Here is a 22,574-nt window from a genome sequence, read left to right on the forward strand (position 1 = left end):
ACCCTGACCCGCCCGGGTGTGATCGGAAAGCCCATCGTCATCAGAGACGACAACATCCGCCACCCCGGCGCCACCTGTGCGGTGCTCCCCGGCTTCGAAGATGTCACCTACCGGGCCGTTCACGAGAGCTACTGGAGCGGGCGAGGCACCGTCCTGCGCGGGACGTTCACCTTCGAGACCTGACGCTCAGGCAGGGCCCCGCATCATCGATCGCCGTTCTTCGTCGCGATCCGCCACGAGGCGATACCTGGCACATCTTCCCCCGCCGGCCACGCGGCAGGGCTGAAGTGCACGCTCCAAAACCAACCGAAACATCTCTTACTGGAGGACTGTTGAAGACACGCATTCTGGGCGCCGCGCTGGGAATCGCAGTATTGAGCGGGCTGCTGGTGGCAAGTCCGGCGCAGGCGAGAGACGGAGTGTCCTCCGCCCGCGTGGTCCACCCGCACAGCCCCGGCGCCGCGTACGGCCGGGCGGCCGTCGACTTCGTCAGCCGGACGAAGGTCGTCTTTCGGAACTTCACGGTGCGCGACATCTGTCCCGGCGACAACCGTCCGGTGCGGGCCCGGCTTGCGTGGAGGCACACCGACGGAACCACCGGGAGAGGCGCCTGGAAGAAGGACACCAACGGCTGCGGCGACGACGGCACCAACTTCGGAAACTTCAACCGCACCGGCTCCAAGTCCATATCGAAGGTCTTCCTGGAGGTGTGCCTCCACAGGGCATCAGGCGAGATCCTGGTGTGCGGAAACAGCCCGGACCGATACAACCAGTACGTACACCCGGGCCGCTGACGCTCAGGCTTTCAGCGCTCGGCCTCGCCGCCGGAGGAGAAGGCGAGGCCGACGGCGAGGATCCGGACGCCGTGGCCGAGCCGGTCGGCACCACGCCACTGGATCGCCTGCCAGATCGACGGCAGGCGGGATGACCTCCGTGCGCTGTTCACCGGCGCGGGCCGGTCTCAGGCGGGCAGGCGCAGGCCCGTGACCGCCGAGAAGAGCCGTCCCTTGCCCGGTACGATTCGCAGCCGGACCCGGTCGCCCTTGGCCGGTGGCGCGTTGGGGTCGACGCGGGCGATGACGGTCTGGTCGAGGAGCGCCGGGTCGGTCGTGTCGGCATACTGGCCGTAGAGGAAGGCGTCCGAGCCGAGCTCCTCGACGACGGTGGCGGTGACCGGGAAGGTCGCGTTCTCCTTGTCGTCGTCGCCGACCACTTGGACGTCCTCGGGCCGGAAGCCCAGGATGACCCGGTCGCTGCCTTCCTCCTTGAGCGCCTTGAGCGTCTCGCGGGTCAGCCGGATCCGCGCTCCGCCGAAGACCACCTCGTCGCCTTCCACGCGGTACTCGCCCAGGTTCATCGACGGGGAGCCGATGAAACCGGCGACGAAGACGTTGGCCGGCTGCTGGTACAGGCCCAGCGGCGTGTCCACCTGCTGCAGGATCCCGTCCTTGAGCACGGCGACCCGGTCGCCCATCGTCATGGCCTCGACCTGGTCGTGGGTCACGTACACCGTCGTCACGCCGAGCCGCTGCTGCAGGGCGGCGATCTGCGTGCGGGTCTGCACGCGCAGCTTGGCGTCCAGGTTGGACAGCGGCTCGTCCATGAGGAACACCTGCGGTTCGCGGACGATCGCCCGGCCCATGGCCACGCGTTGCCGCTGCCCGCCGGAGAGCGCCTTGGGCTTGCGGTCGAGGAACTCCTCCAGGTCCAGCAGCCGGGCCGCCTCTCGCACCCGGCGGTCGCGCTCGTCCTTGGAGACCTTCATCACCCGCAGCGCGAAGCCCATGTTGTCGGCCACCGACATGTGCGGATAGAGCGCGTAGTTCTGGAACACCATCGCGATGTCCCGGTCGCGCGGCGGCAGGTGGGTGACGTCGCGGTCGCCGATGGCGATACGCCCGCCGTCGACCCTCTCCAGCCCGGCGAGCATGCGCAGGGAGGTGGACTTCCCGCAACCGGACGGGCCGACGAGCACCAGGAACTCACCGTCGGCGATATCGAGGTCCAGGGCGTCCACCGCGGGTTGTACTGATCCGGGGTAGATGCGGGTCGCCTCGTCGTAGAGAACTCTGGACATGACATCACTCCTGTGGCCGTACGACTGCCTTGACCAGCGCGGGATCGTGGGCGCCGGCCGTCAGCGCCTGCTCGACCTCGGCCAGGCCGTAGTGCCCGGTGACCAGGGCATCCAGCTCGACGCGCCCCGACGCGGCCAGCACGATGGCCCGCGGCCAGGTGTTGGCGTAGCGGAACGTGCCCGTCACCTCGAGTTCGTGGGCCTGCACATGGGTCAGCGGCAGCGGGATCTCGTCCCCGCCCATGCCGATGAGGACGACCCGCCCGGCCCGCCCCACCGCACGGACGGCCTCTCCGGCCGCGGCCGGCCGGCCCGAGCACTCCAGCAGCACGTCGGGGTCGAACGCGGCGTCGAGCAGGCGGTTCTCGCGCGCGTCCAGGGTCGCGCTCGCGCCCAGGTCACCGGCCAGCCCGAGCCGGACGGGATTGACGTCGGTGACCATGACGTCCGTGGCGCCGAAGGCCAGCGCGGCCTGCAGGCAGAGCAGCCCGACCGGGCCCGCGCCGGTGACGAGCACGCGGGCGCCCGGCCCGACCCGCGCCTTCTCGCAGGCCCACACCCCCACCGACAGCGGCTCGATGAGGGCGGCGGCGTCATCGGACAGATCATCCGGTACGGGGTGGGCGAACTCCTCGTGGAGGACGACGTACTCGCAGAAGGCGCCGTCTACCGGTGGGGTGCCGAAGAACCGCATCCGCGGACAGAGGTTGTACCGCCCGGCCCGGCACTGCCGGCAGGTGAAGTCCGGCACGCCCGGCTCCAGCGAGACGCGCTGCCCCAGGCGGTGCCGGCGGGCCCCGGCTCCGGCGCCGACCACCGTGCCGGACGGCTCGTGCCCGAGCACCAGCGGGGACTTCACCACGAAGTCGCCGATCCGCCCGTGCTCGTAGTAGTGCACGTCCGAACCGCAGGTCCCGACCGACGCGACCTGGACGAGCACGTCCCTGGGGCCGGGTTCGGGCCGCGGCCGCTCCTCCAGCGCGATCTTCCCCACCCCGTGCAGTACGGCTGCGCGCATGGTGCCTCCTACTCTCCGGTGACGGCGCCCAGGGTGAGCCCGGTGACGAGCCAGCGGCGCACCGCGAGCCCGGCGAGCATCATCGGCAGGACCACGATCGTGCCGATGGCGGTGAGCTGGCCCCAGTCGATGCCCGTCTGGGTGACCAGCTGGGAGGCGGCGATGGGCAGCGTCTGGGAGTTCGGCCCGGAGAAGACCACGGCGAAGGCGTAGTCGTTCCAGGCGAAGACGAGGCACAGCACGAAGGTGGTGACCAGTCCCGACTTCGTGAGCGGGAGGATGACGGTGCGGAAGGCCTGCCAGCGGGTGCAGCCGGCGACGAGCGCGGACTCCTCCAGCGACGACGGCACCTCGGCGAAGAACGCGCTCATCAGCCAGATGGCGAACGGCAGGTTGAAGCTCAGGTAGGCCAGCACCAGCCCGGGTATCGAGTCGATCAGGCCGAGCCCGCGGAAGATGAGGAACAGCGGGACCACGATCGCCGCGATGGGGGCCATGCGGGTCGAGATGATCCAGAAGGCCAGGTGTTTCTTCCCGCGCATCTGGGTCCGCGCCAGGCCGTAGCCGGCGAGCGCGCCCAGGCACACGGCGAGCACCGCGGAGATCCCGGCGGCGAGCACGCTGTGCCAGATGTAGGGCCACAGGTTGTTGGGGCCGGTGAACAGGTTGCGATAGTTGTCCAGGACCGGCGTGAACAGGACCTGCGGGGTGGCCGCGGTCACGTCCGCGCGGTTCTTGAACGACGAGAGCAGCATCCACAGCAGGGGGATCAGCGTCCAGAGCAGGGCGGCTGCGACGAGGAGCGCCACCACCCACCGCGTGCGCCGGCTGCTCGCCTCCAGCGGGGACTGCGGCACCCCGCGGGGCGCGGCCTGGACCGGCTTCGAGGTGCTCATCGGGTCAGCCCCCTGGTGTCGAGCATGCGGACGAAGGCACGGGCGATGACGATGGAGAAGGCCAGCATGGTCAGGCCGATGGCCGCGGCGTAGCCGAAGTCGAAGAAGCGGAAGGCGGTCTCGTACAACCGGATGGGTACGATCTTGGTCGCGTCCGCGGGCCCGCCGTTGGTGGTGACCCAGATGATGTCGAAGTAGCGGATGGCGTCCATCGAGCGGATGAGCAGGGCGACGAGCAGCACGTTGGAGATCGCCGGGAAGAGGATGTACCGCAGCGTCATCCACCCCGAGGCGCCGTCGACGGCGGCGGCCTCCCGCACCGACTGGGGCACGCTGGACAGGCCGGCGAGGGCGATCAGGGCGATCAGCGGCGTCCACTCCCATACGTCCATCAGCACGACGGCGGCGAAGGCGCTGGTGGTGCCGCCGAGGATGTCGCCGCTGAAGCCCAGGGAGCGCAGCACCCACGAGTAGAGCCCGAAGGTGGAGTCGGTGAGGTAGCGGCCCAGCAGGCCGACGATCGAGGGCGCGACGAACATCGGCAGCAGGAGCAGGCTGAGCAGGATGTTGCGGCCGCGCAGCACCCGGAACAGGCACAGGGCGATGCCCACCCCCAGGACCATCTCCAGCCCGACGGTGAGCACGAAGAAGATGATCGTGCGCAGCCAGGACAGCCACATGTCGGCGTCGGTGAAGGAGCGCACCCAGTTGGTGACGCCCACCACGTCGAGCCGTACCCCGCCCAGCAGCCGGACGCGGGAGAAGCTCATCGCGACCAGGGCCACGAAGGGCAGGATCGACAGCCCGGCCAGCAGGATCAGGCCGGGGAGCATCATCTTGCCCTCGAAGCGGACCCGCGGCTCCTTGAACGCGGTGCTCTCCGGCCGGGCTCGGCGGAGTCCCGGCGAGGTGTCCGCGGCGTTCGTCATCTAGGCCACCCACCCTCGCGCCACGATGCGATCGACCCGGGAGGTGATCGAACGCATCGCTTCCTCCGGCGACGTCCCCCCGGTGAGCATCCGGGACAGCTGCGTGAAGACCGCGGTGTTGCACTCGTTCCACATGGGGATCTTGGGCCGCAGGCCGATCCGGTCGGGCTGCCAGGCCTGCCGTACGGCGGCGGCCGTGAGCATGTTGGGCATCGACGACGGCCGGTGCTCCGCCGCGCGCACCTCCGGCAGCTCGTACACGGAGGTGCGGGTGGGGGTGCCCCCGCCGGCCTTGCTCTTGAGGTTGGCGAGCTGCGTCTCGGGCGAGGTGGCCCACACGAGGAACAGCCAGGCCGCGCCGCGCTCGTGGGGCAGCGTGTTCGCGCTGATCGCGATGCCGGTGCCCCCGTACATGTTGGCCGTGCCCGCCGGGCCCTTGGGCAGCGCCGCGTAGCCGACCTTGCCCGGCAGCACCTGCTCGTTGCTGGCCGCGAACTCGTGCCAGTTGGGGCACATCGCCAGCCTGCCGGAGCGGAAGGCGGCGCCCACGCCGTCCCAGTCCCACGTCGTGGAGGCCGGATCGGCGATGCCGAGCAGCCGGTTGTAGAACTCCGCGCCCGCGATCGCGGCGGCGGAGCCGAGCCGGCACGGGCCCGGGTCGGTCGCGCCCAGCCGCCCCACCTCCTTGCCGTTGTCGAAGTAGTCCCCGCCGTAGGACCACAGCACGTTGCTGAAGTCGTTCATCAGGGAGTCGTGCTGGCGGGCCTGGTGCCCGGTGCCGTACGGGACATCCGCCGTCGCGTTCTTGTTGAACCACTGGGCGAGCTGGAAGTACTCCTCCCACGTACGGTCGCCGCCCGGGGTGGGGTCGAACCCGAGATCGTCCGCCATCCGGTCGCGGTACTTGTCGAACAGGTCGCGCCGGTACTGCCAGATCATCGTCGGCGCGTCGTACGGCAGGGCGTAGACCTTCTCCCGATCGACGAAGCGGCCGGCGGCGTCCAGCTGGGTGGGGATGAAATCCGTGAGACCGCCGGGCAGGTCCGGCAGGTTCGGGTCGTTCTGCAGGGAGCGCAGCTCCACCAGCCCTTTGTGGTACGGCGCGAGCACCTGGTAGGGGTCGGCGTAGATCACCTGGTACTGAGCCTGGCCCGAGGCCAGGTCCAGGGCGACCCGCTGGACGAGCGCGGACAGTTCGAGCGTCACGATGCTGACGTTGATGCCCGTCAGCTCGGTGAACGGGCGGATGTTCGCGGCGATGGCGGCGGTGGGCGCGGTGTTCTCCGAGATGAAGTTCAGGGTGGCGCCCCTGAACTGGCGCCACGGGTCACCGCCGGCGGTTCGCGGCGCGTCACCCCGGGAGCCGCAGGAACTCAGGCTTCCCCCCAGCGTCAGCGACGCCCCGGCGGCCAGGGCGCCACGGAGGACATCGCGCCTGCTCATCTGGGCAGGATGGCCGTCCACTGTCCACTGCACCTCCCCCACACACAACAAAAGCCCCATACCGTTGAGATATTGACATAAACTTATATGCATTACTTCTGGGGAAAAGTGGATATTTCTTTGGTATTTGCGCGTGGATTGTTTCGGAGAATTGACAGACCACCTACGTGTGAATGGCGTTCTTCATAGCCCCACGAGCTCCCGTACCGTCGCCCGGGCGCCCTTGGTGTGCAGCGATTCGAGCGCGCGCAGATAGGGGCCGACGAACCGCCTGTCGTCGGCGAGATCGCCGAACAGATCCCGGTCCTCGATGAAGGCCGTCGGATGTTCGCGCTGCGCTCTCGCGGCGGCCGTCAGCCGTTCCTTCAGCCGGTCGACGATCTCGATCGGCTCGCCGGCCTCGTCGACTCCTTCCGCGTAGCGCGCCCAGCTCGCCACCACCGCCGCCGCGTGCGTGACCGCGCCGCCGCGAGCCAGCTGTTCGCGTACGACGGGAAGCAGCCATTTCGGGATCCGGTCGGACGACTCGGCGCACAGTCTCGCCAGCGTGTCCCTGATCTCGGGATTGGCGAATCGTTCGAGGAGGGTCCGTTTGTAGGCGTTCAGGTCGATGCCGGGCACCGGGGGAAGCGTCGGCGTGGCCTCCACGTCCATGTAATCGACCAGCAACTTCGCGATCCCGGCGTCCGCCACCGCCTCGTGGACGTAGCGATGACCGCTGAGGTGACCGAAATAGCAGAGCGCCTGATGGCCGGCGTTGAGCAGGCGCAGCTTCATCAACTCGTACGGCCCCACATCCGCCACGACCTGTACCCCGGCCTCCTCGAAAGGCGGCCGCCCGGCGGAGAAACGCTCCTGCAGCACCCACTGCGCGAACGGCTCGCAGACCACCGGCCACGCGTCCTCGACGCCGGACCGCAGCGCCAGGGCCTCGCGGTCCTGGTCGGTGGTGACGGGGGTGATGCGGTCGACCATGGAGTCGGGGAACGCGGCGGTGCTCTCGATCCAGGCGGCGAGCTCGGGGTCGGCCAGGCGGGCGAACGCCGTGAGAGTCCGGCGGGCGACGTCCCCGTTCCCCGGGATGTTGTCGCACGACATGACGGTGAACGGCTGGAGCCGCCGGGCGCGCCGGCGGCGCAGGGCTTCGGTGACCAGCCCGAACACCGTGGCCGGGACCGCGCCCGCCCGCAGGTCCGCGCGGATCGCGGGGGCCTGCGCGTCGAACTCCCCGGTGACGGGGTGGATGTTGTAGCCGCCTTCGGTGATCGTGAGCGACACGATCCGTACCGCTGGGTCGGCCATCTTCTCGACGACCGCCTCCGGGTCGTCGGGCGCGAAGAGGTAGTCGATGATCGACCCGATGACGCGGGCCTCGTACGTCTTGTCGGCGTGCTTGCGCACGAGCGTGTACAGGCCGTCCTGGGCGGTCAGCGCGTCCCGCATCCGCACATCGCCGGGCAGGACCCCGACGCCGCAGATCGCCCAGTCGTGCGCCTTGCCCTCGTTCATCAGCCGGTCGAGGTACATCGCCTGATGCGCGCGGTGGAAGCCACCCACCCCGAAGTGGACGATGCCGACCGTGAGCGCCGACCGGTCATAGGCGGGGACCGCCACCCGCCCGGAGAGAGTTCCGACCGTCTGCTGCTTCAATACCGTCACTGCCGGCTGTCTCCTCTGCCGTGGCCTTCCCTCCTCCGTCTCTACGCCCTGCGACGCCCACGCCAACAGGTCACGTTTTTAAACTGTTGGCATAATCCCGAGCCGCTGACCAGGACTTGACGACCCGCTTACCTACGCGAACCCCGCCCCGGATCTAACCTTGAGATGGAAGGAGCAGGCCATGGTCACCACTGTCGTGCTCGGACTGATCGTCGTGCTCGCGGTCTTGCTGGCCGTCAGCGGCGTCAGGGTCGTCAATCAGGTCGAACGAGGCGTGGTCTTCCGCTTCGGCAAGGCCCAGCAGGAGGTCCGCCGGCCAGGGGTCACCTTCCTCATTCCGATCGTGGACCGGATGAAGAAGGTGAACGTACAGATCGTCACGATGCCGGTGCCCACGCAGGAGGGCATCACCCGTGACAACGTCTCCGTCCAGGTCGACGCGGTCGCCTACTTCCGGGTCCAGGAGCCGCTGCGGGCGGCCATCGCGGTGCAGAACTACCTGTTCGCGATCGAGCAGGTGGCCCAGACATCGCTGCGCTCGATCATCGGCAAGAGCGATCTGGACGGCCTGCTCTCCAACCGCGAGGAGCTGAACAAGGGCTTGGCGCTGATGATCGACAGTCCCGCGCTCGGGTGGGGCATCCACATCGATCGGGTGGAGATCAAGGACGTCCACCTTCCCGAGAGCATGAAGCGATCCATCGCCCGCCAGGCCGAGGCCGAGCGGGAGCGCAGGGCGCGGGTGATCACCGCGGACGGGGAGTTCCAGGCCGCGCGGAAGCTCGCCGACGCCTCGGCCATCATGTCCGAAACCCCCGCCGCGCTGCAGCTGCGCCTGCTGCAGACCGTGGTGGAAGTGGCGGCCGAGAAGACCTCCACACTGGTCATGCCCCTGCCCGTGGAGTTGTTGCGTTTCTTCGAGCGCTCCACGAGGAAGGACCAGGCCGTGGCGGACACGGAGCAGGCCGCCGGCGCCTCGACGGGAGCGCCGGAAGCGCGGCCGGGCGTGACGGACTCCGCCCCGCCCGAGCTGGCTCCGCCGGCGCCTTCCTTCGAACGCTCCGCCGCGGAATCGGTCACGGAGAGCGCTGCCCTGGATGGCACGAAGACCGGGCACTCGACGTGACCACGGTTCCACCGGGAGCGCGCACCGCCGCTCGGTCGACGGCCTAGGCCGAACGTCCTACGACCTGCGTCCGATGTGCCGGCCGGCGGCTTCGCCATAGCGTTCCGGCATGACGACGACGGATGAGAAGACGGCTGTGACCCCCGACAGCGTGATGTCACCGCGTTATCGAGCGCTCAGCGTGGGCCTGGTGGCGCTGGTCATGTTGGTGGCCTTCGAGGCGATGGCGGTGGCGACGGCCATGCCGGTGGTCGCGCGCGAGCTCGGCGGCGTGCATCTCTACAACCTGGCCTTCAGCTCCACCCTGGCGGCGAGCGTGATCGCCACCGTGCTCGGCGGTCGCTGGAGCGACAGGTCCGGGCCGATGGCGCCGATCGCCATCGGGGTGGCGGGGTTCGTGGCCGGGCTGCTGATCGCCGGGTTCGCGCCGACCATGGAGGTCTTCATCGCGGGCCGGTTCGTGCAGGGACTCGGCGGCGGGCTGATCCAGGTGGCGTTGTACGTCTTCGTGGCCAGGGTCTATCCGCCTGAGCTGCATCCCAAGGTGTTCGCCCTGTTCTCGGCCGCCTGGGTGGTGCCGTCCATGGTCGGTCCCTCGATCGCCGGGCTCGTCGTGGAGAACACCGACTGGCGCTGGATCTTCCTGGGCGTCTCCTTGATCGTCGTCCCGGCCTCGCTGCTGCTCTGGCGCGGCGGCGGCGGGCAGGCGACCGGAGGCGGCGGTGGCGCGGAGCCCGCGCCGGGCATCGGGCGCAAGCTGATGTGGGCCACGCTGACCGCCGTCGCCGCCGCGCTCATCCAGTACGGCAGCGCGCTCCAGCTGGCCGGCGTTCCGCTCCTGGTGGCCGGGGTGGTGCTGCTGGCCGTGGCGCTGCCCAGGCTGCTGCCCGCCGGCTCGCTCCGGGCGGCGCGCGGCCTGCCGAGCGCCCCGGTGCTGCGCGGCCTCGCCTTCGGCGCGCTCATGGCGGCGGAGGTGCTGATCCCGCTCATGCTCATCAACGAACGTCAGCTGACGCCCACCGGCGCCGGCGTCGTCCTCACCATCGGCGCGCTCGGCTGGTCCACCGGCTCCTGGATCATGGGCCGTGGCCGGATCGGCCGGCTGACCGCGCTGCGCGGCGGCGCTCTCATGATCGCTGGAGGCATCGCGCTCGTCTCGCTGGTCCTGATCGACTCCGTGCCCATCGCCGTCGCGTACCTGGCCATGGCGATCTCCGGGCTCGGCATCGGCGCCCTGCACCCCACGGTGTCGGTCCTGGTGCTGGAGCTGTCCGCGCAGGGCGAGGAGGGCCAGAACAGCGCGGCGGTCGGCGTCGGCGAATCGGTGTTCACCGTGGTCGCCGTCGCGGTCACCGGCGCCCTGTTCACCGCCACCGGCGAGACCTATCCGGTGGGCTTCGCCTTCACCGTCGGCCTCGCCCTCCTGGCCGCCTTCGTGGCCCCCCGTTTTGCCCAGCCTGCGAAGACAGGCACACTGGAGGCATCCGCGTCGTAGAGGGGGGCACATGCCGCGAGTGCGGGAGCTTGAGGTGCTCCGGGTGGTTCTGCCGTACGGTCCTCGTACGGAGAGCCTCCTGGTGAAGCTTACCGATCAAGCCGGCATGACAGGCTGGGGCGAGACCGTCAGCCCCGAGCCGAAGGCCTGGAGCAGGCTGGAGGAGTCGCTGGGAGCGCTGCTCATCGGTGTCGACTGGGAGCACCCCGACAGCGTGCCGAGCGGTGACTCGGCCGTCGACATGGCCTGCTGGGACCTGTGGACCAGGATGCGCGGCGTGCCGCTCGCCGACGCGATCGGCGGCACCCGCACGTCCCTGATGGCCACCGTCCGGCTCACCCCCGACGCGTCCGTGGAGAGCCTGGTGACCAGGGTCAACCAGCAGGTCTGCGCCGGCTACAGCCACGTCACGCTCGATGTCCGCCCCGGATGGGACGTCGAGCCGGTGCGCGCCGTCCGCGCCGCCTACCCCGCGCTCACCCTCGCCGTCGACTGCGCGGGCGCCTACAGCGACAGCGGCCAGCTCGTCGCCCTGGACGCCTACGGCCTGGAGGTCATCGAGCGTCCCTTCCCGGTGGCCGACGTCTACGCCCACGCCTCGCTCCAGGACCAGGTGGCGGCCTCGGTGGCGGTCGAGATCCGCACCACGGCCGGCCTGGACGACTACCTCACGCTGCGCGCGGGCAGGGTCCTCCTGCTGCGGCCCACCGCCTTCGTCTCGCTCAGCGAGGCCCGCCGCGCCCACGACCGCGCGGTGGCCGCCGGCTGGGACATCCAGTGCGCGGGCGGCCAGGGCACCGGGCTGGCCAGGGCGGCCACGGTCGCGGTCGGCAGCCTGCCGGGCTGCACCCTGCCGTGCGACGTGACCCAGCCACCGCGCAACAACCAGATCGTCAATCCGATCGTCGGCGCCAACGCGGGCGTCATCGCGGTCCCCTTCACCCAGCCGGGCCTGGGCCACACGGTCGACGAGACCCGCGTCCGCAGGCTGGCCAAGGACTACTTCAGCGCCTGATCCGTACATGATGTGACATGTACGTGATCATGATCATCTACCTTTACTCCGATATTTCGGGATAAAGGTGGTCTAGGTGGGGTTATCCAGGGCTCGGGTGCTGTATCTCCTGCTGACCACGCATCTGCGCGTCTTCGTGCCCGACTGGCTGCAGGTGCTCTCCGGCATCGTCGTGCTGCTCGGCGTCGGTGTCGGCGGGGCCATCATGACGACGTCCTTCGGCATGCCGCCGTTCACCGGCCTGTGGATCCTGATGGCCGGCCTGTGCCTGTGCGCCTTCGTCCTCCACCATGGCCCCAGCGCGGGGTGGAACACCCCCGTCCTCAGGCTCGATGAGCATCCCCGGCTCAAGAAGGCCCTGCTCGAAGCCGTGGAACTCACCGGGGCCAAGACCGTCCCCAAGATCCGCCTCTACACCACGCCCTCCATCGGGCTGCAGGTGCGGACCAGGAGGAAGCTGCTGATCGGCCTGCCTTTGGTGATGGAGCTGCCAGAAGACGAGATGCGGGCCCTGATGGTGCGGAGCCTGCTGATCTCGCGGCTGTGGTCATGGCGCGACGAGTGGATCGGCAGCCTCAACAGGTGGGACCTCCGGCGCGCGAATGACGGCAGGCCGCATCCTGACCGTGCCCTGCTTCGCGCCCACGCCAAGCGGCAGCGCCAGGACCTGTGGGGTGAGGCCGTAGCCCTCGTCGGCCGTGAGACGCTGATGCGCGCGATGCGGCGGGAACTCCTGATGGGCTACGCCTTCACCTGGTTCGTGGACCGTTACGTGGCGCTCTGGGCTGATTCATCCTGGGGCTATCCCACTGATGTCTACTCGGCGTTCAGCTGGAAGATCAGGCAGGACGGCTTGCTGGAGAGGATGGAGCGGGTCGTCGACGCTTGTATCGAGCAGGAGGATCGGCACGAGGCGGAGCTGCTCGCGGAGCTGGGCTGGCACTCCGGAGCTCCGGTCGGCGCCGCGACCGCGCACGTGGCCGGGCCCCTTCCTGGCCGGCTCCAGCGCCGCATGGGGCAGGTTCTCTGGCGTGAGTTGCAGCGAAGTAAGTCGCCGTACGGAGTCAAGGGTGCCTCGATACGCGACAAGCCCGCGCAGCTGTGGGCGTACTACACGGACGCGCAGCAAACCCAGATCATGGAGGCCGCAGCCTTGCTGCTCGGCCGCCCGGCGACCGCCGGGGACGTCGTACGGCTCGCCGTCGAAGGGCGGGCGGCAGAGCTCTCACGGCAGTATGGCGAGCTCCCGTGCCCGCATCCCACGCCCGCCGTCTGCGTGCTGGTGCCGCTGCTCGACGTGGCGCTGCGCAGGATCGGCTACCTGCACGAGGATCCCTTCCGGCAGCGCGTGCTCGTCGGGCGGCTGGGCGATCGGGTAGACGTGGTGGAATTGGCGGGCAAGGTCGCCCAAGGCATGACGTACGGACTGGAACTGGGGTACGGGATGGGTGAGCAGGACCCGGACGAGGACGCGAGGCGGCTGGCCGCCGAGTCACTGGCGGCGGGCGACCCGATCGGGTGGTTCGAGCGGCTGTATGCGGAGTCGGGCGCTGGTGCGGCGATCGTGCCATGGGATTCGGAGACGCCGCACGCCATGCTCGCCGATTGGGCCTCGAAGCGGGAGTTGCGCGGCGACGGGCGCAGGGCGCTGGTGGTGGGGTGCGGGCTGGGGGACGACGCCGCGTACGTGGCGGGGCTCGGCTTCGACACCGTGGCGTTCGACGTGAGTGAGTCGGCCGTGCGGCAGGCGCAGGAGCGGTTCCCCGAATCGGGTGTGCTCTTCCGTCGTGCCGATCTGTTCGATCCGCCGGGGGAGTGGCGGGAGGCGTTCGACCTGGTGGTGGAGGTCATGACGGTGCAGGCGCTGCCCGAGGACCTGCACGCCGGGGCCATCGAGCGGGTCTCCTCCTTCGTGCGGCCGGGCGGGACGCTGCTGGTGATCGCGACCGCGCGGGACGAGGGCGGGCCGGTGTTCGCGCCGCCGTGGCCGCTCACGCCGTCGGAGATCGCCGCCTTCGCCACCGGCGGGCTGGTCCCGTACGAGATCGAGGACTTCCGCGACGGCGAGCGTCATCGCTGCCGCGCCACCTTCGGCCGGCCGGGCTGAAACCCAGGTCAGGGGGCCAGGGCGGCGTCCAGGAGGAGGGCGCCCGCGCCGAGCAGGGCGGCGTCGCGGCCGGCTCGCGCGGGGGCGATCTCCAGGTCGCGCGTCGCCAGCGGCAGGCAGCGCTCGTAGACGGTGGCGCGGATCGAGGTGATGAGCGGTTCGGCGGCCGACAGGCTGCCGCCGATCGCCACCACGTCCGGGTTGAAGAAGTTGACCAGGGCCGTGAGCACCTCGCCGATGCGGCGGCCGGCGGCGCGCACCAGGCTGGTGGCCTCCGGGACGGCGTCGCTGACCAGGGTGACGATGTCGGCCGTGCGGGTGACGTCGATGCCCGCCTGGGCGAGCGCGCTTGCCAGGGCGGCGCCGCTGGCGTGCACCTCCAGGCAGTCGGTGTGGCCGCAGGCGCAGACCACGGACGCGTCGGAGCGTACGCGCACGTGGCTGATGTCACCGGCCGCGCCGCGTCCCCGGTGCAGGCGGCCGCCCACGATGACGCCGCAGCCGATGCCGGTGCCCGTCTTGAGCACCATCAGGTTGGCGCTGCCGGGCCAGGCGCGGGCCTCGCCGACGGCCATCAGGTTGGCGTCGTTCTCCACCAGGATCGGCAGGTCGTAGCGGGTGGCCAGGTGCTCGGCGACGGGGAAGTCGTTCCAGCCCGGCATCCGGGACGGGGTGACGACCTTGCTCGTGGCCGGGTCGACCGGGCCGGGGATGCCGGTGCCGAGGCCGCGCAGGGGCACGTCGGGAGGCACCCGCTCGGCGAGTAAGTCGTCGAAGGCGGCCATCAGCCAGTCGAGCGTGACCTCCGGGCCCTTGGCGATGTCGCAGGGCCGCTCCTGCACGACCAGCGGCTCGCCGCTCAGGTCGAGCAGGGCGAGCCGGGCGTGGTGGGCGCCGAGATCGGCGACGGCGAGCACGCCGGCGGTGGGCGACAGGCGCAGCCGTCGTGGCCGCCTGCCGCCGCGTGAGGCGCCGGAGCCCTCTTCGGCGAGCAGGCCCGCCTCGATCAGTTCTTCGACGCGCAGCGAGACGCTGGAGGCGGCCAGGCCCGATAACCGGGCCAGGTCCGCGCGTGACGCGGCGTCGCCGGTGGCGACGAGCTTCAGCAGGTCGCCCTGTGCCCCTTGCACGGGCAGCCGCTGGTCCATGTCCAGAGGAATATCACGAGCCGCTTAAGTTCGACAACGGCTTGACTTGCTCCGAAATAAGCCACTACGGTCCGCTTTGTCTTCGATATCGAACGAAGATAGGTCGAAGGAAGTGGTTGGACATGAAGAGGATGGTCGCTGCCCTCGCCGTGGCCGCGTTAGGGCTCACGGCCTGCGGCGAGACGAGCAGCCCCGCCGTACCCGGAGCGTCGAAGAGCGGTGACCTGCTGACCGACGCGCCCGTGGCCGCGGCGGCGGACATCTTGCCAGGCTCCACGATGGAGAAGATCAAGCAGCGCGGCGAGCTCATCGTCGGCGGCTCGCTCGACGCCCCCCTGCTCTCCCAGCAGAACCCCACCACCGGAGAGGTCGAGGGGTTCGACGCCGACATGGGCAAGGCGCTGGCCAAGTACATCATCGGCGAACCCAAGGTCAAGATCGTCAACTCGGCGTCGGAGACCCGCGAGGCGCTGCTCGCCAACGGCACCGTGGACGTCGTCTTCCAGACGTACACGATCACGCCGGAGCGGGCCGAGCAGGTCGCGTTCGCCGGGCCGTACTACACCTCGGGCCTGACCATCGCGGTGAAGAAGGGCACCACCGGCATCACCAAGCCGGAGGACCTGAACGGCAAGAAGGTGCTCGCGGGCGCCAACACCCCGGCCATCCCCGCGATCAAGAAGCTCGCCCCGCAGGCCGAGATCATCACCTTCGGCAGCGACCCGGAGCTCATGCAGGCGCTGAAGCAGGACCGCGGCGTCGCCTACGTGCAGGACGAGACCCTGCTCGTGGCCAACGCCCAGAAGGACCCGTCGATCGAGATCGTCACCAAGCCCTTCACGTCCGACCCGTACGGGATCGGGCTCAAGCACGGTGACGAGCAGTTCAAGACGTTCGTCAACGCCTGGCTGAAGAAGACCCAGGACGCCGGCCTCTGGCAGCAGATCTGGAAGAACTCCATCGGCACGGTCGTCACCGGTGACGCGCCGGCGCCGCCCCAGATCGGCTCCGTGCCGGGGTCCTGATGTCCGCACTCCTCGATCACCTGCCCGAGCTGTGGCAGGGCCTGATCGTGACGTTGCAGCTCATCGCCGCGTCCTTCCTGGGCGCGGCGGTGCTCGCCGTGCTGGTCACCGCCCTGCGGGTGAGCCCGGTACGGGTGTTGCGCGCGCTGGGCACGGTCTACGTGGAGACGTTCCAGAACCTGCCGCTGCTGGTCCTGCTCGTGCTCGCGGTCTTCGGCCTGCCCGAGATCGGCATCCAGGCGGACCTGCTGGAGACGGCCATCGTCGTCATCGCCGTCTACCAGGCCGCCTACTTCGCCGAGGCGCTGCGCTCCGGGGTGAACTCGGTGGCCAAGGGGCAGGGGGAGGCCGCCAGGGCGATCGGGCTGACGTTCTCCCAGTCGCTGCGGCACGTCATCCTGCCCCAGGCGCTACGCACGGTCGTGCAGCCGATCGGCAACCTGTTCATCGCGCTCGCCATGAACACCTCGCTGGCCGCCGCGGTGGGCATCGTCGACCTCACCGCCGCCGCCAACCGGGTGAACCTGGTCGAGGCCCAGCCCATCCCGATCTTCGTCGGCGCGGGCCTGGCGTACGCGCTGATCGCCGCCTGCGCCGGTTTCGTCACCGGGCGGCTCGAACGCAAGCTGGTGATCCTCCGATGAGCAGCACTGTCCTGTTCGACGAGCCCGGCCCCAAGGCCCGGCGGCGCATCCGCGTCGCGACCGTCCTCGGCACGCTCGCGGCCGTCGCGCTCGTCGCCCTGGCCGTCCGGCAGTTCGCCGCCAACGGCCAGCTCGACTACGAGCGCTGGCAGCCGTACGCCACCTGGCCGATGTGGCGCTACCTGCTGGACGGGCTGTGGTCCACGGCGCTGGCCGCCGTCGTCTCCGCCGCCCTGGCCATGGCCTTCGGGCTGGTCCTCGCCCTCGGACGGCTGTCGGAGCGGCGCTGGGTGCGCCTGCCCGCCGCCGGCTACGTCGAGGTGGTCAGGACCATCCCGGCGCTGCTGCTGGTGTACGTGGTCCTGTTCGGGTTACCGCGTTACGGGCTGGACCTGCCGCTGTTCTGGAAGCTGGTGGTGCCCCTGGCGGTGTCGAACGCGGCGGCGTTCGCGGAGATCTTCCGGGCCGGCATCCTGTCCATCGAGCGCGGCCAGACCGAGGCCGGGCTGGCCGTCGGCCTCACCCGGGGTATGACGATGCGCCTGATCGTGCTGCCGCAGGCGGCCCGCCGGGTGCTGCCGTCGATCGTCAGCCAGTCGGTCGGCCTGCTCAAGGACACCTCGCTCGGTTTCGTCGTCAGCTATGCCGAGCTGCTCTACAGCGGCAAGGTGCTGGCCTCGTTCAACGGGCTGCTCATCCAGACCTACCTGGTCGTCGCGCTGATCTACCTGGTGGTCAACCTGTCGCTGTCCAAGCTGGCCCGCACGCTCGAAGCCCGCCAGCGGATCGCCGTACCGAAGAGGAGACTCGCCCGTGCCTGAACTCGCCGCCCTCGCCGAGGTCGTACGCTCCGGTTTCACCGAGAGCGTCCACTACGGCAGCGCCGTCGGGCTGGACCCGTCCGGGCGCGCCGAGGTGGCGCTCGGGCAGGTGGACGCGCCGGTGCTGCCGCGCTCGTCGGCCAAGCCGTTCCAGGCGCTCGCCTGCCTCACCACCGGCGCGGCCCTGGCCGGGCCGAGGCTGGCGATCGCCGCGGGCAGCCACACCGGCGAGGACTTCCACGTCCGGCTGACCGGCGAACTGCTGGCCGACTACGGGCTCGGCTTCGACGCGCTGGCCTGCCCGGCGTCGTGGCCGGAGGACGAGGCCACCCGCGACGAGCTGATCAGGCGCGGCGAGGCTCCCACCCGCGAGCGGATGAACTGCTCGGGCAAACACGCCGCCATGCTGGCCGCCAGCGTCGCCAACGACTGGGACACCGCCTCCTACCTCGCGCCCGGCCATCCGCTCCAGCTGGCGGTGCGCGCGGCCACCGAGGAGCTGTCGGGGGAGAAGACCGCGCACGTCGCGGTGGACGGCTGCGGCGCGCCGCTGTTCGGGCTGTCGCTCACCGGGCTCGCGCGGGCCGTCCAGGGGTTGGTGCTCGCCGCGCCGGGCAGCGCCCCGCGTCAGGTCGCGGACGCGATGCGCGCGCACCCCGAGTACGTGGGCGGCACCGGCCATCAGAACACCGAGCTCATGCGGGCCCTGCCGGGAGCCGTGGCGAAGGGCGGCGCGGAGGGCGTCCTGGTCGTGGCGCTCGACTCCGGGCACTCCGTCGCCGTCAAGGTCATCGACGGCAGCCCCCGCGCCACCACCCTCATCGCCCTCGACGTGCTGCGCCGGATGGGCTGCGACGTGTCGACGGCCGCCGCGTTCGACACCGTGGAGGTGCTCGGCGGCGGCGTGCCGGTCGGGCGGATCGTCACAGTTGACCGCACCCGTCCGTGAGGCCCTGAGTGGGGTTGTCGTCGGCCTTCTTGGGGCTCTTGGTGGGTGTGCCGGTGGGTATGCCCGTGGGTGCGCCGGTGGAGGTCTTCACGGGAGCGGGGGCCGCGGTCGTGGTCACGGGCTGAGCGCCGGTGGACTCGCGTACGGCCTTCTGCGTGAGCTTGCGGATCTTGGCCCAGTCGGGGTCGTACGTCTGGATCAGCGGGGGGACGAGCTGGATGCTCGTCACCTTCGCGTCCTTCACCTTCAACGCCAGCGGCACGAGATCGCTCAGCATGGCGCGCGGGATGTCGGTCTGGATCAGCTCCTTGGTGGCCGCCGCGACCTGGTTGAACCGTGAGAGCACCGTGGCCGGGTCCGCCTGGTCGAGCAGTGCGCCGATCACGCAGCGCTGGCGGCGCATCCTGATGTAGTCGTCGCTGTTGGTGCGCGAGCGGGCGTACCACATCGCGTCCGCGCCCTTCAGCTTGCGCGTGCCCGCCTTGACCAAGCCCTCGTTGTACTTGCCGAACACCACGTCCCGCTCCACGGTGAGCGTGACGCCGCCGATCGCGTCGATCAGCCTGGCGAAGCCCCACATGTTGACCAGGGCGTACCAGTCGACGTCCAGCCCGAGGGTGTAGCCGATGGTGTCCATCAGCACCTCGGCGCCCTGCTCGCGCTTGCCGCCGAAGATCTCCGGATGCGCGTCGGAGTACTCCCAGACGCTGTTGAGCAGGTCGCTGCGCCCGCCGCCGGGGTCCGGGGGCAGCCGGAAGCCGCTGGGGAACTGCTCGGCCATCGGCGTGCCCGGCCTGAACCGCACCTCCTCCAGGTTGCGCGGCAGGCTGATCAGCACCGTGTTGCCGGTCTTCACGTCGACGCTGGCCACGTTCATGCTGTCGGTACGGACACCCGGCCGATGGTCGTCGGCGTCGCCGCCCAGCAGCAGGATGTTGACCCGTTCGCGGCCCGCCCACGGATCCTGCCGCCGCTCGGTCAGCTTCTCGCCCTGCGCCTGCGGGTCCGGCTGGGAGTCCTTGAAGATGCTGTTGAGCGCCTGCCTCGACGCCCAGCCGGTCTGCGCGACCACCGCGAACGGCGCCAGTACCGCGACGGCGAGCAGCCCCGCGAGCGTGCCGGTGACGATCTGCTCCGACTGGCGCAGCGTGCCCGGCCGCAGCACCACGAAGGAGTGCACCATCAGCGCGAACCAGGCGACGCCGAGCAGCGCCGAGCCGACGGTGATCGCCGTCAGCCAGGTGTCGTCCAGTGCCGAGCCGAGCAGGGCGCCGAGGTCGCCGGTCGCGAGCACCACCGCGAGGACGCCGAGCAGCCCGACGGCGTAGCAGCCGAGCAGCACCAGCCCGGTCCTGCGCCGGCCGGCGCGCAGATGAGCCGCACCCGGCGCCAGTGCCGACAGCACCAGCCAGCCGAGGAGCCTCACGGCGTCCACGCGTTGCCTCCCCTGGACCACCCTCTTGACCACGTCATCCCCGTTTCCTCGGCTCGGTAGGCCGAATCGAGGGGGCAGCCTACTGTCAAGATACGAAATCTACGTTTATATAAGAGTGAACTTCTGTAGCCGAATAAGGTTCGGGTCATGGGTTCGTGAGGGAGGACGGCGTGGCGGGCCGGATCGTCACCTTCACATTGAAGCGGCCGCGACCGCTCGGCGCTTTCGCCTTTGCGATGCGCGGAGAGTCGCCCCCGGGCACGCCGCCGTGGCCCGTTGATCCTTATGGTGTCTAGCATGTACGAGACCACCGTTCTGACCATGCCGCCCGACTTCGAGGGCGAGGTCGTCGCGACGCTGCTGTCCAGGCGTGCCGGATCTCGCAGAGCGGTGCTCTACCTGCACGGCTTCACCGACTACTTCTTCCAGGACCACCTGGCCGACCACTACCTCGACCGCGGAGTCGACTTCTACGCCCTCGACCTTCGCAAGTACGGCCGGTCACTGCGCCCTCACCAGACCAGGGGGCTGGTGCGCAGTGTGACGGAGTACTTCCCGGAAATCGACCGGGCAGTCCAGATCATCCGGCAGGACCACGACGAGCTGACGGTCAACGCGCACTCCACCGGCGGCCTCGTCGCGCCCCTGTGGGCCGACCGTGTCCGTGGCCGCGGCCTGGTGCACGGCCTGGTGCTCAACAGCCCGTTCTTCGACCTGAACGTCCCCCTCCCGCTCCGGCTGGCCGCCGACCTGCTCACGACCCCGCTCTCCTACACCCGCAGGCCGCTGCCGCTCGGCGTCAGCACCGTGTACGGCCAGAGCCTGCACCGCGATCACCACGGCGAATGGGACTACGACCTGGAGCTCAAGCCGCTCGCCGGGTTCGCCGTGCACGCCATGTGGCTGGCCGCCATCCGCAGAGCGCAGCGGCGACTGCACGCCGGGCTGTCCGTGGACGTGCCCGTACTCGTCATGTCCTCCGCCGCCGGGCTACGGGTGCGCGACTTCGTGCCCGAGGCGCTGTCGGCCGACATCGTGCTCGACCCCCGGCAGATCGCCCGCTGGTCCGCCTCGATCGGCCCGCACGTCACCAGCGTGCGCGTCGCCGGAGGCGTCCACGACCTGGTGCTGTCGGCGGAGCCGGTGCGCAAGCAGGTGTTCGTCGAGATCGACAAGTGGATGGCCGCACACGTTCACCAGGGGAAGGAGAACAGCCCGTAGTAGGCCGCCGCCACTAACAACAGCCCGGTGCCGCCGAGCACGCCGGCGATCGCCACATGCTGCCAGCGGCTCGGCCGCATGCCCTCGCGCAGCCCCGACACCACCGCCGCCACGGCCGTGACCTCCTGGACGAGCATCAGCACGGCCAGCACCCGCACCACCAGCCAGCCCGCCAGCACCGCCGGCCAGGCCCCGGCCTGGTTGATCGAGAACAGCACCAGCAGCGTGATGAACGCCACCACCGACAGCAGCAGCCCCACGCCGGTCCACACCATCTTGTGCAGCCTGCGCCTGATCAGCGGCCACAGCCTGGCGTTCACCTCGGGCGCGGCGTGGCGGCCGCGCAGCCGCACCACCATCGCGGCGACCGGGCCCGCCACGTAACCCACGGCCGCCAGGCAGATCGTCAGCCCCAGCATCGTGCCGCCCGCGTACCACGGCGCGGCCGGCACGTCACTGGCCTCGAACCGCTGCACCGGAGTCGCCCCCGCCAGGTGCACCGAAGGCTCCGCGGTCCCCGGCAGGCCCTCGATCCAGTTGGCCAGCGTCTCCAGATAGCCGGCGGTGAACTCGCCACCGTGGATCCGCATGGCGTGGTCGCCCCTGTCCATGAAGCGGATGGTGTAGCGGTCGTTGCCCGCCTCCTTCATCCCCTTCATCAGCGCCTGCGTGGACTCCACGAAGGGGATCGACGGATCCGTCGTGCCGTAGAACGCCAGGACCGGCTGCCTCACCTGACTCAATGCCGGCTGCGCGTCGTACCGGAGAAAATCGAAGCCGACCGCGCCCATCGCCCTGATCAGCAGATCGCGCGCCCCGATGGGGGCGCGCAGCCGCAGCAGCTGCTCGTTCAGCGCCCAGGCCACCTGCCGGAGCGGGGAGACGTTCGGCGAGGAGACCAGCACCATGAAGCCCACGCTCGGGCTCTTGGCGGCGGCGATCGGCACCACCCAGCCGCCCTCGCTCACGCCCCAGATCCCCACCCGCAGCGGGTCCACATCGGGACGGGAGCGCAGATACTCCACCATCCGCAACGCGTCGTCGGCGAGCAGCCCGAAGTCCCTGTCGCGGAAGTTGTAGCCGTTCGTCCGCTTGTCGAACGCGACCGTCACCACCCCCGCCCTGGACAGGAACTCCGCCTGCGGGGTGAACTCGGTCCGCGAGCCGTTGCCCGACCCCGACACGAACACCATCGCCGGATAGCGCCCGGCCGCCGCCGGGAAGCGGACCGTGCCCTCCAGCGTCTGCCCCTCGGCGGGAATCGAGATCGGCTCCTCGCGGATGGGTGTCACGTCCAGCACCGGCCGCACCTCGGTGACGGGCTGCGGCGGCAGGGACTGCAGTGCTAATTCGGCCTTGAGCGGCGGAGGATCGAACGTGGGCGGCAGCACATAGCCCACGGACGCGAGAGCCACCAGTAACAGACCGGCGGCCACGCTCAAAGTGCCACGGCCCGTCCGCATCGGCCTCCCCATGTGCGTTGGTTTGCCCGCCGATCTTTCAGCCTACTCCCGGTGCGTGTGGCGGAAGTGACCGCGATTGTCAGTGGGACCTGTTAGCTTCCTG

General features: G+C 70.1%; 21 protein-coding genes. 11 read left to right on the forward strand and 10 right to left on the reverse strand.

Going from position 1 to position 22,574, the window contains the following annotated elements:
- Both ACTMTF_RS46335 and ACTMTF_RS46340 read left to right on the forward strand, forming a co-directional pair.
- The coding region (locus ACTMTF_RS46335) for a hypothetical protein (protein ID WP_441116469.1) at positions 1-183 on the forward strand (183 nt) is incomplete at its 5' end.
- A gap of 149 nt (positions 184-332) precedes the next feature.
- Positions 333-794 (forward strand): hypothetical protein, encoded by a 462-nt coding sequence (locus ACTMTF_RS46340; protein WP_441116470.1) that lies wholly within the window; start codon positions 333-335, stop codon positions 792-794.
- Positions 795-805: 11 nt separating this feature from the next.
- Here ACTMTF_RS46340 and ACTMTF_RS46345 read toward each other — a convergent pair whose 3' ends face one another.
- The 7 genes from ACTMTF_RS46345 to ACTMTF_RS46375 form a co-directional block, all read right to left on the reverse strand.
- Positions 806-946, reverse strand: a complete 141-nt coding sequence (locus ACTMTF_RS46345; RefSeq protein ID WP_441116471.1) for a hypothetical protein — start codon at positions 944-946, stop codon at positions 806-808.
- Positions 947-961: 15 nt separating this feature from the next.
- The gene (locus tag ACTMTF_RS46350; protein ID WP_441116472.1) at positions 962-2,077 is read right to left on the reverse strand and encodes an ABC transporter ATP-binding protein; all 1,116 of its coding nucleotides are present in this window, start codon (positions 2,075-2,077) and stop codon (positions 962-964) included.
- 4 nt (positions 2,078-2,081) lie between these two features.
- Positions 2,082-3,095, reverse strand: a complete 1,014-nt coding sequence (locus tag ACTMTF_RS46355) for an NAD(P)-dependent alcohol dehydrogenase (protein WP_441116473.1) — start codon at positions 3,093-3,095, stop codon at positions 2,082-2,084.
- A gap of 8 nt (positions 3,096-3,103) precedes the next feature.
- On the reverse strand, positions 3,104-3,991 hold the full coding sequence (locus ACTMTF_RS46360; RefSeq protein ID WP_441116474.1) for a carbohydrate ABC transporter permease: 888 nt from the start codon (positions 3,989-3,991) through the stop codon (positions 3,104-3,106).
- Complete coding sequence (locus tag ACTMTF_RS46365; protein ID WP_441116475.1) at positions 3,988-4,920, reverse strand: carbohydrate ABC transporter permease; 933 nt, start codon at positions 4,918-4,920, stop codon at positions 3,988-3,990. Before ACTMTF_RS46365 ends, ACTMTF_RS46360 begins: the two co-directional genes overlap by 4 nt.
- The gene (locus tag ACTMTF_RS46370; protein WP_441116476.1) at positions 4,921-6,363 is read right to left on the reverse strand and encodes an extracellular solute-binding protein; all 1,443 of its coding nucleotides are present in this window, start codon (positions 6,361-6,363) and stop codon (positions 4,921-4,923) included.
- Positions 6,364-6,546: 183 nt separating this feature from the next.
- The gene (locus tag ACTMTF_RS46375; RefSeq protein ID WP_441116477.1) at positions 6,547-8,022 is read right to left on the reverse strand and encodes a mannitol dehydrogenase family protein; all 1,476 of its coding nucleotides are present in this window, start codon (positions 8,020-8,022) and stop codon (positions 6,547-6,549) included.
- A gap of 181 nt (positions 8,023-8,203) precedes the next feature.
- Here ACTMTF_RS46375 and ACTMTF_RS46380 point away from each other — a divergent pair, with 181 nt between their 5' ends.
- From ACTMTF_RS46380 to ACTMTF_RS46395, 4 genes are all read left to right on the forward strand, one after another.
- Positions 8,204-9,148 carry an SPFH domain-containing protein gene (locus ACTMTF_RS46380; RefSeq protein WP_441116478.1) on the forward strand — a complete coding sequence of 315 codons (945 nt, stop codon included), beginning with the start codon at positions 8,204-8,206 and terminating at the stop codon, positions 9,146-9,148.
- Positions 9,149-9,257: 109 nt separating this feature from the next.
- Positions 9,258-10,643, forward strand: coding sequence for an MFS transporter (locus ACTMTF_RS46385; RefSeq protein ID WP_441116479.1), 1,386 nt, complete (start codon positions 9,258-9,260; stop codon positions 10,641-10,643).
- 10 nt (positions 10,644-10,653) lie between these two features.
- Positions 10,654-11,658 carry an enolase C-terminal domain-like protein gene (locus ACTMTF_RS46390; protein WP_441116480.1) on the forward strand — a complete coding sequence of 335 codons (1,005 nt, stop codon included), beginning with the start codon at positions 10,654-10,656 and terminating at the stop codon, positions 11,656-11,658.
- Between the two features lie 76 nt (positions 11,659-11,734).
- Positions 11,735-13,765, forward strand: a complete 2,031-nt coding sequence (locus ACTMTF_RS46395) for a class I SAM-dependent methyltransferase (protein ID WP_441116481.1) — start codon at positions 11,735-11,737, stop codon at positions 13,763-13,765.
- A gap of 8 nt (positions 13,766-13,773) precedes the next feature.
- Here ACTMTF_RS46395 and ACTMTF_RS46400 read toward each other — a convergent pair whose 3' ends face one another.
- Positions 13,774-14,913 (reverse strand): ROK family transcriptional regulator, encoded by a 1,140-nt coding sequence (locus ACTMTF_RS46400; protein ID WP_441116482.1) that lies wholly within the window; start codon positions 14,911-14,913, stop codon positions 13,774-13,776.
- Between the two features lie 122 nt (positions 14,914-15,035).
- Between ACTMTF_RS46400 and ACTMTF_RS46405 the strand changes: the two genes are divergently transcribed.
- Genes ACTMTF_RS46405 through ACTMTF_RS46420 form a run of 4 tightly spaced genes read left to right on the forward strand, consistent with a single transcriptional unit; the run spans position 15,036 to position 18,352 of the window.
- Positions 15,036-15,938 carry a glutamate ABC transporter substrate-binding protein gene (locus tag ACTMTF_RS46405; protein WP_441116483.1) on the forward strand — a complete coding sequence of 301 codons (903 nt, stop codon included), beginning with the start codon at positions 15,036-15,038 and terminating at the stop codon, positions 15,936-15,938.
- Positions 15,938-16,582 (forward strand): amino acid ABC transporter permease, encoded by a 645-nt coding sequence (locus ACTMTF_RS46410; RefSeq protein ID WP_441116484.1) that lies wholly within the window; start codon positions 15,938-15,940, stop codon positions 16,580-16,582. The genes ACTMTF_RS46405 and ACTMTF_RS46410 overlap by 1 nt, the downstream gene beginning before the upstream one ends.
- Positions 16,579-17,403 (forward strand): amino acid ABC transporter permease, encoded by an 825-nt coding sequence (locus ACTMTF_RS46415; RefSeq protein ID WP_397002265.1) that lies wholly within the window; start codon positions 16,579-16,581, stop codon positions 17,401-17,403. The genes ACTMTF_RS46410 and ACTMTF_RS46415 overlap by 4 nt, the downstream gene beginning before the upstream one ends.
- Positions 17,396-18,352 (forward strand): asparaginase, encoded by a 957-nt coding sequence (locus tag ACTMTF_RS46420; protein ID WP_441116485.1) that lies wholly within the window; start codon positions 17,396-17,398, stop codon positions 18,350-18,352. Before ACTMTF_RS46415 ends, ACTMTF_RS46420 begins: the two co-directional genes overlap by 8 nt.
- On the opposite strand, the gene ACTMTF_RS46425 is transcribed toward ACTMTF_RS46420, so the two are convergent.
- Positions 18,327-19,787, reverse strand: a complete 1,461-nt coding sequence (locus ACTMTF_RS46425) for an LCP family protein (protein WP_441116486.1) — start codon at positions 19,785-19,787, stop codon at positions 18,327-18,329. The genes ACTMTF_RS46420 and ACTMTF_RS46425 overlap by 26 nt on opposite strands.
- Before the next feature lie 297 nt (positions 19,788-20,084).
- Here ACTMTF_RS46425 and ACTMTF_RS46430 point away from each other — a divergent pair, with 297 nt between their 5' ends.
- Entirely contained in the window at positions 20,085-21,008 is a 924-nt protein-coding gene (locus ACTMTF_RS46430; protein ID WP_441116487.1) for an alpha/beta hydrolase, read from the forward strand.
- On the opposite strand, the gene ACTMTF_RS46435 is transcribed toward ACTMTF_RS46430, so the two are convergent.
- Positions 20,981-22,471: an alpha/beta hydrolase family protein gene (locus ACTMTF_RS46435; RefSeq protein ID WP_441116488.1), complete on the reverse strand. Its 1,491-nt coding sequence runs from the start codon at positions 22,469-22,471 to the stop codon at positions 20,981-20,983. The two genes, ACTMTF_RS46430 and ACTMTF_RS46435, sit on opposite strands and share 28 nt — an antisense overlap.
- Positions 22,472-22,574: the final 103 nt, after the last annotated feature.

The organism is Nonomuraea sp. ZG12 (assembly GCF_052068115.1).
GTDB lineage: Bacteria > Actinomycetota > Actinomycetes > Streptosporangiales > Streptosporangiaceae > Nonomuraea.

Bases quoted from the DNA above. Each gene is read 5' to 3' on its own strand.
- ACTMTF_RS46350 (WP_441116472.1), bottom strand. From the start codon at position 2,077: ATGTCCAGAGTTCTCTACGACGAGGCGACCCGCATCTACCCCGGATCA.
- ACTMTF_RS46355 (WP_441116473.1), bottom strand. From the start codon at position 3,095: ATGCGCGCAGCCGTACTGCACGGGGTGGGGAAGATCGCGCTGGAGGAG.
- ACTMTF_RS46360 (WP_441116474.1), bottom strand. From the start codon at position 3,991: ATGAGCACCTCGAAGCCGGTCCAGGCCGCGCCCCGCGGGGTGCCGCAG.
- ACTMTF_RS46365 (WP_441116475.1), bottom strand. From the start codon at position 4,920: ATGACGAACGCCGCGGACACCTCGCCGGGACTCCGCCGAGCCCGGCCG.
- ACTMTF_RS46370 (WP_441116476.1), bottom strand. From the start codon at position 6,363: ATGAGCAGGCGCGATGTCCTCCGTGGCGCCCTGGCCGCCGGGGCGTCG.
- ACTMTF_RS46380 (WP_441116478.1), top strand. From the start codon at position 8,204: ATGGTCACCACTGTCGTGCTCGGACTGATCGTCGTGCTCGCGGTCTTG.
- ACTMTF_RS46385 (WP_441116479.1), top strand. From the start codon at position 9,258: ATGACGACGACGGATGAGAAGACGGCTGTGACCCCCGACAGCGTGATG.
- ACTMTF_RS46390 (WP_441116480.1), top strand. From the start codon at position 10,654: ATGCCGCGAGTGCGGGAGCTTGAGGTGCTCCGGGTGGTTCTGCCGTAC.
- ACTMTF_RS46400 (WP_441116482.1), bottom strand. From the start codon at position 14,913: ATGGACCAGCGGCTGCCCGTGCAAGGGGCACAGGGCGACCTGCTGAAG.
- ACTMTF_RS46405 (WP_441116483.1), top strand. From the start codon at position 15,036: ATGAAGAGGATGGTCGCTGCCCTCGCCGTGGCCGCGTTAGGGCTCACG.
- ACTMTF_RS46410 (WP_441116484.1), top strand. From the start codon at position 15,938: ATGTCCGCACTCCTCGATCACCTGCCCGAGCTGTGGCAGGGCCTGATC.
- ACTMTF_RS46415 (WP_397002265.1), top strand. From the start codon at position 16,579: ATGAGCAGCACTGTCCTGTTCGACGAGCCCGGCCCCAAGGCCCGGCGG.
- ACTMTF_RS46430 (WP_441116487.1), top strand. From the start codon at position 20,085: ATGTACGAGACCACCGTTCTGACCATGCCGCCCGACTTCGAGGGCGAG.
- ACTMTF_RS46435 (WP_441116488.1), bottom strand. From the start codon at position 22,471: ATGCGGACGGGCCGTGGCACTTTGAGCGTGGCCGCCGGTCTGTTACTG.